The following is a 12,065-nucleotide window of genomic DNA, read 5'->3' as shown; positions in this document are numbered from 1 at the left end:
ATGTACAACCGGTTTCTGCACCTGAAAAGTACCAGCCTCTTCCTGAAAAACAGTCAACTCATTGATTAAAAACCAATAAGTTATTGATGTGTAAATATTGTGTTAATCAGATCACAAAACATTCACTTCCAGTTGCTAAACCTGGCCGCAAAGCATAAAAGATGATCATTAACATATTAATGAAATGCATTTAAATCCGAAATCAGTACCAGAGGAGTGGTGAATGAAAGGTACCATCTTCGCCGTTGCGCTCAATCATCGCAGCCAGCTCGACGCCTGGCGCGAAGCGTTTCAACAGGCCCCCTACAAGACGCCGCCGAAAACCGCGGTCTGGTTTATCAAGCCGCGCAATACCGTGATTGGCGACGGCGAGGCGATCCCCTATCCGCAGGGCGAGACCGTACAAAGCGGCGCGACGGTGGCGCTGATTGTCGGCAAAACCGCGCGTAAAGTGGCGGCGGCAGAGGCAGCGAACTATATCGCCGGCTACGCGCTGGCTAACGATGTGAGTCTGCCGGAAGAGAGTTTTTATCGCCCGGCGATCAAGGCGAAATGCCGCGATGGCTTCTGCCCCGTCGGCGCGCTGTCGGCGGTGCGTAACGTCGATAACCTGACCATCATCACCGAAATCAACGGCCGCGAGGCGGATAGCTGGCATACCGGCGATCTGCAGCGTAACGCCGCGCAGCTGCTGAGCGCCTTGAGCGAGTTCGCCACCCTCAATCCCGGCGACGCGATCCTTATCGGCACGCCCCACTCTCGCGTCACACTGCGCCCCGGCGACCGCGTACGTATTCTCGCCGACGGATTCCCGGCGCTGGAAAACCCGGTTGTCGCAGAAGGAGAGCTGGCATGAAACAGGCACGCATTGAATGGCAGGGACAGGTACGCGACGTGCTGGTCGATGAACGCGACCAGGTGCGCCTGAACGATGGCACGGTATTGAAAGAAGGCGAATTCCGCTGGTTGCCGCCCGCCGACGGCACGCTGTTCGCGCTGGGGCTGAACTACGCCGACCACGCCAGCGAGCTGGAATTTAAGCCGCCAACCGAGCCTTTGGTGTTCATCAAAGCGCCGAACACCTTTATTGGCCACCAGCAGCAGTCGGTACGCCCGGATAACGTCGAATACATGCACTACGAAGCCGAACTGGTGGTGGTGATCGGGAAAACCGCGCGCCGCGTCAGCGAAGCCGAGGCCATGGACTATGTCGCTGGCTATACCGTGTGCAACGACTACGCGATCCGCGACTACCTGGAAAACTACTACCGCCCGAACCTGCGGGTCAAAAGCCGCGATACCCTGACGCCGATTGGCCCGTGGATCGTCGCCAAAGAGGCGATCCCGGATCCGCATAATCTGGCCCTGCGTACCTGGGTCAACGGCGAACTGCGCCAGCAGGGCACCACCGCCGATCTGATCTTCAGCATCCCGTTCCTCATCGCTTATTTAAGCGAATTTATGACCCTGCAACCGGGCGACATGATCGCCACCGGCACGCCGAAAGGGCTATCCGATGTGGTGCCGGGCGACGAGGTGATCGTTGAAGTCGAGGGCGTGGGCCGCCTGGTCAACCATATCATCAGCCAGCAAGCGTATGAGGAGACACTGTCATGAAAAAGATTAACCATTGGATCAACGGTAAAAACGTTGCCGGCGCAGACTATTTTCATACCACCAACCCGGCCACCGGCGAGGTACTGGCTGAAGTCGCCTCTGGCGGCGAAGCCGAGGTTCACCAGGCGGTAGCAGCGGCGAAAGAGGCCTTTCCGAAGTGGGCTAACCTGCCGATGAAAGAGCGCGCGCGCCTGATGCGCCGCCTCGGGGATCTGATCGATCAGAACGTCCCGGAGATCGCGGCGATGGAAACCGCCGATACCGGCCTGCCTATCCACCAGACCAAAAACGTGCTGATCCCGCGGGCGTCGCATAACTTTGAATTTTTCGCCGAAGTATGCCAGCAGATGAACGGCAAGACCTATCCGGTCGATGACAAGATGCTCAACTATACCCTCGTGCAGCCGGTTGGCGTGTGCGCGCTGGTGTCGCCGTGGAACGTGCCGTTTATGACCGCGACCTGGAAGGTGGCGCCGTGCCTGGCGCTGGGGAATACCGCGGTGCTGAAAATGTCCGAGCTGTCGCCGCTGACCGCCGATCGTCTGGGCGAGCTGGCGCTGGAAGCCGGGATCCCGGCTGGCGTGCTCAACGTGGTGCAGGGCTATGGCGCCACCGCCGGCGACGCGCTGGTGCGCCATCATGATGTGCGCGCCGTCTCCTTCACCGGCGGCACCGCCACCGGCCGCAACATCATGAAGAACGCCGGTCTGAAAAAGTACTCTATGGAGCTCGGCGGAAAATCGCCGGTGCTGATTTTTGAAGACGCCGATATTGAGCGAGCGCTCGACGCCGCGCTGTTCACCATCTTCTCGATCAACGGCGAACGCTGCACCGCCGGTTCGCGCATTTTCATTCAGCAGAGTATTTATCCGGAGTTCGTCAAGCGCTTCGCCGAGCGCGCCAACCGCCTGCGCGTGGGCGATCCGACCGATCCGAATACCCAGGTCGGCGCGCTGATTAGCAAGCAGCACTGGGAGAAAGTGTCCGGCTACATTCGCCTCGGCATCGAAGAGGGCGCCACCCTGCTGGCCGGCGGCGCGGATAAACCGTCCGACCTGCCGGCGCATCTGAAAGCCGGCAACTTCCTGCGCCCGACGGTACTGGCGGATGTCGACAACCGCATGCGCGTCGCCCAGGAAGAGATTTTTGGCCCGGTCGCCTGCCTGCTGCCGTTCAAAGACGAAGCGGAAGGGCTGCGCCTGGCGAACGATGTGGAATACGGCCTGGCGTCGTATATCTGGACCCAGGACGTCAGCAAAGTGCTGCGTCTGGCGCGCGGTATTGAAGCCGGGATGGTGTTCGTCAACACCCAGAACGTGCGCGACCTGCGTCAGCCGTTCGGCGGCGTGAAGGCCTCCGGCACCGGCCGCGAAGGCGGCGAGTACAGCTTTGAAGTGTTCGCCGAAATGAAAAACGTCTGCATCTCGATGGGCGACCATCCGATCCCGAAATGGGGAGTCTGATATGGGTAAGTTAGCGTTAGCAGCAAAAATCACTCACGTGCCGTCGATGTATCTGTCTGAGCTGCCGGGGAAAAACCACGGCTGCCGCCAGGGCGCGATCGACGGGCATAAAGAAATTGGCAAGCGCTGCCGTGAAATGGGCGTCGATACCATCATCGTGTTCGACACCCACTGGCTGGTCAACAGCGCCTATCACATCAACTGCGCCGACCATTTTCAGGGCGTCTACACCAGTAACGAACTGCCGCATTTTATTCGCGACATGACCTACGACTACGACGGCAACCCGGAGCTGGGCCAGCTTATCGCCGACGAGGCCGTAAAGCTCGGCGTACGCGCCAAAGCACACAATATTCCCAGCCTGAAGCTGGAGTACGGCACCCTGGTGCCAATGCGCTACATGAACAGCGATAAGCATTTCAAAGTGGTGTCCATTTCCGCCTTCTGTACCGTTCACGACTTTGCCGACAGCCGCAGGCTGGGCGAAGCGATCCTCAAAGCCATTGAGAAATATGACGGCACCGTAGCGGTGCTGGCCAGCGGTTCGCTGTCGCACCGCTTTATCGATGACCAGCGCGCCGAAGAGGGCATGAACAGCTACACCCGCGAGTTTGATCATCAGATGGATGAGCGCGTGGTGAAGCTGTGGCGGGAGGGCAAATTCAAAGAGTTCTGCACCATGCTGCCGGAGTACGCCGACTACTGCTACGGCGAAGGCAACATGCACGACACGGTGATGCTGCTCGGTCTGCTGGGTTGGGATAAATACGACGGCAAGGTGGAGTTTATCACCGAGCTATTCGCCAGCTCCGGTACCGGCCAGGTTAACGCCGTGTTCCCGTTGCCAGCGCAGGCGTAAGGGGGCCCCATGCCGCATTTTATCGCCGAATGTACCGACAACATCCGCGAGCAGGCCGATCTGCCAGGGCTGTTCGCCAAAGTCAACGAGGCGCTGGCCGCCACCGGTATCTTCCCGATCGGCGGTATTCGCAGCCGCGCCCACTGGCTGGATACCTGGCAGATGGCCGACGGCAAGCAGGATTACGCCTTCGTGCATATGACCCTGAAGATCGGCGCCGGGCGCAGTCTGGAGAGCCGTCAGGACGTGGGAGATATGCTGTTCGCACTGATCAAAGCCCATTTTGCCGCGCTAATGGAGAGCCGCTATCTGGCGCTGTCGTTCGCCATGGAAGAGCTCGACCCGACGCTGAACTACAAACAGAACAACGTGCACGCGTTATTTAAATAATGTGCAAATTGCCCGGTGGCGCTGCGCTTACCGGGCCTACAAGGGCCATGAATTTGTAGGCCGGATAAGCGAAGCGCCATCCGGCAATACAATGCCACAGGAATCACTATGCTCGATAAACAGACCCGCACCCTGATTGCCCAGCGGCTGAACCAGGCCGAAAAACAGCGTGAACAGATCCGCGCGATCTCGCTGGATTATCCGTCGATCACCATTGAGGACGCCTACGCCGTCCAGCGCGAGTGGGTCGAGATGAAGATCGCCGAAGGCCGCGTGCTCAAAGGCCACAAGATCGGCCTGACCTCTAAAGCGATGCAGGCCAGCTCGCAGATCAGCGAGCCGGACTACGGCGCGCTGCTCGACGATATGTTCTTCCACGACGGCAGCGATATTCCCACCGACCGCTTTATCGTTCCGCGTATTGAAGTCGAGCTGGCCTTCGTGCTGGCCAAACCGCTGCGCGGCCCGAACTGTACGCTGTTTGATGTCTACAACGCCACCGACTACGTTATCCCGGCGCTGGAGCTTATCGACGCGCGTTGCCACAACATCGACCCGGAAACCCAGCGTCCGCGCAAAGTGTTCGACACCATCTCCGATAACGCCGCCAACGCCGGGGTGATCCTCGGCGGCCGGCCGATTAAACCGGATGAGCTCGACCTGCGCTGGATCTCCGCCCTGCTGTATCGCAACGGCGTGATTGAAGAGACCGGCGTCGCCGCGGGCGTACTCAATCATCCGGCCAACGGCGTGGCCTGGCTGGCCAACAAACTGGCGCCGTACGATGTCCAGCTCGAAGCCGGGCAAATTATCCTCGGCGGCTCCTTCACCCGCCCGGTCCCGGCGCGCAAGGGCGATACCTTCCACGTCGACTACGGCAACATGGGCGCCATCAGCTGCCGCTTTGTTTGAGGAGAGCAACATGAACAACGCATTTAAAGAGGCGCTCAAGGCCGGCCGTCCGCAAATCGGCCTGTGGCTTGGGCTGTGCAGCAGCTACAGCGCCGAACTGCTGGCCGGCGCGGGCTTCGACTGGCTGCTGATCGACGGCGAACACGCGCCCAACAACGTACAAACGGTGCTGACCCAGTTGCAGGCCATTGCGCCCTACCCCAGCCAGCCGGTAGTGCGTCCGTCGTGGAACGATCCGGTGCAGATCAAACAGCTGCTGGACGTCGGCGCGCAAACTCTGCTGGTGCCGATGGTGCAGAATGCCGAAGAAGCGCGGCTGGCGGTAAGCGCCACCCGCTACCCGCCTGCCGGCATCCGCGGAGTCGGCAGCGCGCTGGCCCGCGCCTCACGCTGGAATCGCATTCCGGATTATATCCACCGGGCCAATGACGCCATGTGCGTACTGGTACAGATTGAGACCCGCGAAGCGCTGAAAAATTTGCCGCAGATCCTCGATGTCGACGGGGTGGACGGCGTGTTTATCGGCCCGGCGGATCTCAGCGCCGATATGGGCCACGGCGGCAACCCACAACACCCGGAAGTGCAGGCCGCCATTGAAGATGCCATCCAGCAAATCCGCCAGGCCGGAAAGGCGCCGGGGATCCTGATGGCCAATGAACAGCTGGCGAAACGCTATCTCGAACTGGGCGCGCTGTTCGTCGCCGTCGGCGTCGATACCACCCTGCTGGCCCGCGGCGCAGAAGCGCTGGCGGCGCGGTTTGGCGCGGAAAAAACCGACCTGGGTTCGTCAGGCGTCTACTAACGCCGGGTGGCGCTACGCTCATCCGGCCCGGAGCAGCAGCGAATCGCAGGTCCGGTAAGCGCAGCACTACCGGGCAACCCGCAGTACCCTACAAAATTCCCATTAGAGGAAAATAATAATGAGCGATACATCACCTGCCATCCCGGAAAAGTTCGATCCGGCGAATCAGCACAAACAGCTGACGGCGCAGCAGCAGTCGGTTATCAACAAGCTCTTCCGCCGTCTGATCGTGTTTTTATTCGTCCTGTTTATCTTTTCGTTTTTAGACCGGATCAATATCGGCTTTGCTGGATTAACCATGGGGCAGGATCTGGGCCTCAACGCCACCATGTTTGGCCTGGCCACCACCCTGTTTTACGCCACTTACGTCATTTTTGGCATTCCCAGCAACGTGATGCTCAGCATCGTCGGCGCACGACGCTGGATCGCTACCATCATGGTGCTGTGGGGCATCGCCTCTACCGCCACCATGTTCGCCACCGGACCAAAAAGTCTCTATGTTCTGCGCATGCTGGTGGGGATCACCGAGGCCGGTTTCCTGCCGGGTATCCTGCTGTACCTGACCTACTGGTTCCCGGCATTTTTCCGCGCCCGCGCTAACGCGTTGTTTATGATTGCGATGCCGGTGACCACCGCGCTGGGGTCGATCGTCTCCGGCTATATCTTGTCCCTCGACGGTCTGCTGAACCTGCACGGCTGGCAGTGGCTGTTCCTGCTGGAAGGCTTCCCGTCGGTGCTGCTCGGCATTATGGTCTGGTTCTGGCTGGATGATTCTCCGTCGAAGGCCAGGTGGCTGACGGCGGAGGACAAAAAATGTCTGCAGGAGATGATGGATAACGATCGCCTGACTCTGGTGCAGCCGGAAGGGGCCATCAGCCATCACGCCATGCAGCAGCGCAGCCTGTGGCGGGAAGTGTTCACCCCGATCGTGTTGATGTATACCCTCGCCTACTTCTGCCTGACCAATACGCTCAGCGCGATCAGCATCTGGACGCCGCAGATCCTCAAAAGCTTTAACGAAAGCAGCAGCAATATCACCATCGGTCTGCTGGCGGCGATCCCGCAAATTTGTACCATTCTCGGGATGATCTACTGGAGCCGCCACTCCGATAAATACCAGGAGCGGAAGCATCACACTGCCCTGCCGTTCCTGTTCGCCGCTGCGGGCTGGCTGCTGGCGTCAGCCACCGATCATAACCTGATCCAGCTGCTCGGGATCGTGATGGCCTCCACCGGATCGTTTAGCGCTATGGCCATCTTCTGGACCACGCCGGATCAGTCCATCAGTCTGCGTGCCCGCGCAATCGGCATTGCGGTGATCAACGCCACCGGCAATATCGGATCGGCGCTCAGTCCCTTTATGATCGGCTGGCTGAAGGATATTACCGGCAGCTTCAGCAGCGGGCTGTGGTTCGTCGCCGCACTGCTGGTGATTGGCGCGGTGATCATCTGGGCGATTCCGATGAAGGGCTCGCGCCCTCGCGCGACACCGTAAGGAGCCGCTATGTGCCAAAGCCCAATCGCCAACATCGATATCAATAAAGAGTACGACGAGAGCCTGGGCACCGAAGAGGTGCACTACCAGTCGTTTTCCCGCATGGCGGCCTTTTTTGGCCGCGACATGCAGGCGCATCGTCACGACCGTTATTTCCAGATGCACTACCTTGATACCGGGCAGATTGAGCTGCAGCTTGATGACCATCGCTATTCGGTGCAGGCGCCGCTGTTTGTGTTAACGCCGCCCTCGGTGCCGCACGCGTTTATTACCGAGTCCGATAGCGATGGTCACGTGTTGACGGTGCACGAAGAACTCATCTGGCCGCTGCTGGAGGTGCTTTATCCCGGCACGCGGGAGACCTTCGGCCTGCCGGGGATCTGTCTGTCGCTGGCAGATAAACCCGACGAGCTGGCGGCGCTGGCCCACTACTGGCAGCTGATTCGTCGGGAATCTACCGCCCAGTTGCCCGGGCGGGAACACACCCTGGCGCTGCTGGCGCAGGCGGTATTTACCCTGCTGCTGCGCAACGCCAGGCTCGACGATCATGCCGCCAGCGGGATGCGCGGCGAGCTGAAGCTATTCCAGCGCTTTAACCAGATGATCGACAGCCACTACCATCAGCACTGGACGGTACCGGATTACGCCAGGGAGCTGCATCTGACCGAATCGCGGCTGACCGATATCTGCCGCCGCTTCGCCAACCGTTCGCCGAAGCGGCTGATATTCGACCGCCAGCTGCGCGAGGCGAAGCGGCTGCTGCTGTTTTCCGATAGCGCGGTCAATGAGATTGCCTGGCAGCTGGGGTTTAAAGACCCTGCCTATTTTGCGCGCTTTTTTAGCCGCCAGGTCGGCTGCTCGCCCAGCAGCTACCGGGCGCAAAAAGTACCTGTGTCGTAATACCCCGCCGGCGCTGCGCTTGCCTGGGCTACAGACCACAGGGCGGGTCAGCGCCGCGCCACCCGCCAAAAGCTGCCGAGATCACAAAATTTAATCCCGCCTGAAAAGTACCCGCCGTTGTCGCAAACGTCCCTTCACGGCAAGCGCAATAACCGCTTCAATTAAACAACAAAAACAAAACATATATTTAACATTATTTTTCCGATAAATACTGAAGAGGCCCCTATGAAACCTGAAGATTTCCGCGCCGACGCGAAACGCCCGTTAACTGGCGAAGAGTATTTAAAAAGCCTGCAGGATGGCCGCGAAATTTATATCTACGGCGAGCGCGTGAAGGATGTCACCACCCACCCGGCCTTCCGTAACGCCGCGGCTTCTGTCGCTCAGCTGTACGATGCGCTGCACAAACCGGAGATGCAGGATTCCCTGTGCTGGGGCACCGATACCGGCAGCGGCGGCTACACCCATAAATTCTTCCGCGTGGCGAAAAGCGCCAACGACCTGCGCCAGCAGCGCGACGCCATCGCCGAGTGGTCGCGCTTAAGCTACGGCTGGATGGGCCGCACCCCGGACTACAAAGCCGCCTTCGGCTGCGCGCTGGGCGCCAACCCGGCGTTTTACGGCCAGTTCGAGCAGAACGCCCGCAACTGGTACACCCGCATTCAGGAAACCGGCCTGTACTTTAACCACGCGATCGTCAACCCGCCGATCGACCGCCACAAGCCGGCTGATGAAGTGAAGGATGTCTACATCAAGCTGGAAAAAGAGACCGATGCCGGGATCATCGTCAGCGGCGCGAAAGTGGTCGCCACCAACTCAGCGCTGACCCACTACAACATGATCGGCTTCGGCTCCGCACAGGTGATGGGCGAGAACCCGGACTTCGCGCTGATGTTCGTCGCGCCGATGGATGCCGAAGGCGTCAAGCTTATCTCCCGCGCCTCCTATGAGATGGTCGCCGGCGCGACCGGATCGCCGTACGACTATCCGCTTTCCAGCCGTTTCGACGAGAACGACGCGATTCTGGTAATGGATAAGGTGCTGATCCCATGGGAGAACGTACTGATTTATCGCGACTTTGACCGCTGCCGCCGCTGGACCATGGAGGGTGGTTTCGCCCGCATGTATCCCCTGCAGGCCTGCGTACGCCTGGCGGTAAAACTGGACTTTATCACCGCCCTGCTGAAACGCTCTCTGGAATGTACCGGCACCCTCGAGTTCCGCGGCGTACAGGCCGACCTCGGCGAAGTAGTCGCTTGGCGCAACATGTTCTGGGCGCTTAGCGATTCCATGTGCTCGGAAGCGACGCCGTGGGTCAATGGCGCATGGCTGCCGGATCACGCCGCGCTGCAGACCTATCGCGTGATGGCCCCGATGGCCTACGCCAAGATCAAGAACATCATCGAGCGCAACGTCACCAGCGGCCTGATTTATCTGCCGTCCAGCGCCCGCGATCTGAACAACCCGCAGATCGACCAGTATCTGGCGAAGTACGTGCGCGGCTCCAACGGTATGGATCACGTTGAACGTATCAAGATCCTCAAACTGATGTGGGACGCGATCGGCAGCGAATTCGGCGGTCGCCATGAACTGTATGAGATCAACTACTCCGGTAGCCAGGATGAAATTCGCCTGCAGTGTCTGCGCCAGGCGCAGAGCTCCGGCAATATGGACAAAATGATGGCGATGGTCGACCGCTGCCTGTCCGAGTACGACCAGAACGGCTGGACGGTGCCGCATCTGCACAATAACGCTGATATCAACATGTTGGATAAGCTGCTGAAGTAATTCACAGCGGGAGGTCATAATGCAATTAGATGAACAACGCCTGCGTTTTCGCGATGCCATGGCCAGCCTATCGGCTGCGGTTAACGTTGTCACCACCGCAGGCGAAGCCGGCCGCTGCGGCATTACCGCCACGGCGGTTTGCTCGGTAACGGATACGCCGCCATCGGTGATGGTTTGTATCAACGCCAACAGCGCGATGAACCCGGTCTTTCAGGGCAACGGCAAGTTGTGCATCAACGTGCTGAACCACGAGCAGGAAATCATGGCCCGCCACTTCGCCGGGATGACCGGGGTGACGATGGAAGAGCGGTTTGCCCTCAGCGGCTGGCAGCAGGGCGCGCTCGGGCAGCCGGTACTGAAGGGTTCGCTGGCCAGTCTCGAAGGCGAGATTAGCCAGGTGCAAACCATTGGTACCCACCTGGTGTATCTGGTGGAGATCCGCAATATTACCCTGAGCCCGCAAGGGCACGGCCTGATTTACTTTAAACGCCGTTTCCACCCGGTGATGATGGAAATGGAAGTGGCGGTGTAATGGCCTCGCCTGCCTCTCCCCGGATAACGGGGAGGGGCTACACAGATTCGCGTTAGCGTTCCTGCTGGGCAAACTGTGTCAGCGCCGCCTTCTGGTACTTTCCGCCCGTATCGTAGTCCGTCGTCGCCGTCCGGCTCACCTGCGCGCTGATTTGCTCCTCGCTCGGATGGGGATTCCCTCCCGCTACCTATTACGATTTTTCTTGTAGCCCTGGTAATAAATCCACCAACAACCAGTAGCTATCAACGCCCCTGTGAAACATGCAGCTTTTGTATACTTCCATGTATCACTCCAAATCAGCTCAAATGGGATGTGGTAAACCAATAAGAGGTAACCACTAATGAGCACGTATATAATTAAAAACAATACGATCATTGCTACATTGCAAGCAAAAAATAGATAGAAAAAAATAAAGAACCAAGATTTTCTATTCATTTTTGGTTCCCTTTTTGGAATTTCACACCTGTTTTACCCGCTTGATCATTGAGGATCTCTGTCACCGCACTACCCGAGGCATTACCAGCAATACCAGGTACTGGATTAATCGGCAGCGGTTTGGATATTCCCATCCCGACATCTGTCCAGATCCAGTCTTTCCATGGCTTCATCGGGTTGTAAATTTTATCCATAGGCAGCTCAATGAGTTTTCCTGCACCATAACCCACTCCAGAGGCCAAACCATTACTTAAGCCACCTGTAAAAGGATTATCCCCTTTCAGATAGCTGGATATTGCACCACCTGCCGCATTCCATCCCACAGTTCCTAACCAACCAGTTTTTGAGGTTGCTGCTCCAACCCAAGTCGCTATCAACGCATCTATGTAATTCACTTCACTAGTCGTGGCATATTGTATTGCAGTATTGGCTCCGCCACTGATGGCAGCTGTTACCAAAGCCCCCTTAGGCAATATGCCTAACCCAACAGTATCTGCCAGATGGGCTGATACTACTGCATTCCCTTCTGCCACATCTTCAGCAAGTTTTCCTTTACAGTCTGTATAGCAGTCTGGCGTCTGCCTGTGAATGATTTCCGCCACATACGGACTCACTGCCCCGCTCGCCGCCTGCGCCAGGTTGCCACCCGCCAGCCCCTGCATCGCCGCCGTTACCGCCTGCGCCACCTTCTGGTACTTTCCGCCCGTATCGTAGTCCGCCGTCGCCGTCCGGCTCACCTGCGCGCTGATTTGCTCCTCGCTCGGACTGCCATTCCCTCCCGCTACCAGCTTCGCCCGCGCCGCTGCCCGCGCCGCCGGGTCGCTCTGCGCCGCCTGCGCGTTCAGCTTGCCCTGCGTCACCAGCACATCACT

Annotated in this window: 12 protein-coding genes and 1 pseudogene; 12 read left to right on the top strand and 1 reads right to left on the bottom strand. The window is 58.8% G+C overall.

The window, feature by feature from the left end; translation table 11 throughout:
* The 12 genes and pseudogenes from CW267_RS30415 (at position 1) to CW267_RS07325 (ending at position 10,758) form a co-directional block, all read left to right on the top strand.
* A pseudogene (locus CW267_RS30415) lies at positions 1-165 on the top strand (hypothetical protein).
* A 58-nt stretch (positions 166-223) separates the two neighbouring features.
* Positions 224-856: a fumarylacetoacetate hydrolase family protein gene (locus CW267_RS07375; RefSeq protein ID WP_012969003.1), complete on the top strand. Its 633-nt coding sequence runs from the start codon at positions 224-226 to the stop codon at positions 854-856.
* Entirely contained in the window at positions 853-1,617 is a 765-nt protein-coding gene (locus CW267_RS07370; protein WP_008807571.1) for a fumarylacetoacetate hydrolase family protein, read from the top strand. The genes CW267_RS07375 and CW267_RS07370 overlap by 4 nt, the downstream gene beginning before the upstream one ends.
* Positions 1,614-3,080 carry a 5-carboxymethyl-2-hydroxymuconate semialdehyde dehydrogenase gene (gene hpaE / locus CW267_RS07365; RefSeq protein ID WP_023297017.1) on the top strand — a complete coding sequence of 489 codons (1,467 nt, stop codon included), beginning with the start codon at positions 1,614-1,616 and terminating at the stop codon, positions 3,078-3,080. Before CW267_RS07370 ends, hpaE begins: the two co-directional genes overlap by 4 nt.
* Position 3,081: 1 nt before the next feature.
* Positions 3,082-3,939, top strand: a complete 858-nt coding sequence (hpaD, locus tag CW267_RS07360) for a 3,4-dihydroxyphenylacetate 2,3-dioxygenase (protein WP_002887492.1) — start codon at positions 3,082-3,084, stop codon at positions 3,937-3,939.
* 9 nt (positions 3,940-3,948) lie between these two features.
* Positions 3,949-4,329: a 5-carboxymethyl-2-hydroxymuconate Delta-isomerase gene (locus tag CW267_RS07355; protein ID WP_008807573.1), complete on the top strand. Its 381-nt coding sequence runs from the start codon at positions 3,949-3,951 to the stop codon at positions 4,327-4,329.
* Between the two features lie 108 nt (positions 4,330-4,437).
* On the top strand, positions 4,438-5,241 hold the full coding sequence (hpaH, locus tag CW267_RS07350) for a 2-oxo-hept-4-ene-1,7-dioate hydratase (RefSeq protein WP_002887487.1): 804 nt from the start codon (positions 4,438-4,440) through the stop codon (positions 5,239-5,241).
* Positions 5,242-5,251: 10 nt separating this feature from the next.
* Positions 5,252-6,043, top strand: a complete 792-nt coding sequence (hpaI, locus tag CW267_RS07345; protein ID WP_012969004.1) for a 4-hydroxy-2-oxoheptanedioate aldolase — start codon at positions 5,252-5,254, stop codon at positions 6,041-6,043.
* Between the two features lie 118 nt (positions 6,044-6,161).
* Positions 6,162-7,538, top strand: a complete 1,377-nt coding sequence (gene hpaX / locus CW267_RS07340; protein WP_012542960.1) for a 4-hydroxyphenylacetate permease — start codon at positions 6,162-6,164, stop codon at positions 7,536-7,538.
* Between the two features lie 9 nt (positions 7,539-7,547).
* On the top strand, positions 7,548-8,438 hold the full coding sequence (gene hpaA, locus CW267_RS07335; protein WP_012542961.1) for a 4-hydroxyphenylacetate catabolism regulatory protein HpaA: 891 nt from the start codon (positions 7,548-7,550) through the stop codon (positions 8,436-8,438).
* Positions 8,439-8,663: 225 nt separating this feature from the next.
* Positions 8,664-10,226, top strand: a complete 1,563-nt coding sequence (hpaB, locus tag CW267_RS07330) for a 4-hydroxyphenylacetate 3-monooxygenase, oxygenase component (protein ID WP_023339538.1) — start codon at positions 8,664-8,666, stop codon at positions 10,224-10,226.
* Between the two features lie 19 nt (positions 10,227-10,245).
* Entirely contained in the window at positions 10,246-10,758 is a 513-nt protein-coding gene (locus tag CW267_RS07325) for a 4-hydroxyphenylacetate 3-monooxygenase reductase subunit (protein WP_002887467.1), read from the top strand.
* 431 nt (positions 10,759-11,189) lie between these two features.
* Here the strand turns inward: CW267_RS07325 and CW267_RS31220 are convergent.
* A partial coding sequence (locus CW267_RS31220; protein WP_227521829.1) for a hypothetical protein occupies positions 11,190-12,065 on the bottom strand: 876 nt, incomplete at its 5' end.

It is taken from the genome of Klebsiella sp. X1-16S-Nf21 (assembly GCF_002837615.1).
Lineage (GTDB): Bacteria > Pseudomonadota > Gammaproteobacteria > Enterobacterales > Enterobacteriaceae > Klebsiella > Klebsiella variicola.
The sequence above is the reverse complement of the archived record's forward strand: the minus strand, read 5'-3'. Positions and strand labels throughout refer to the sequence as shown.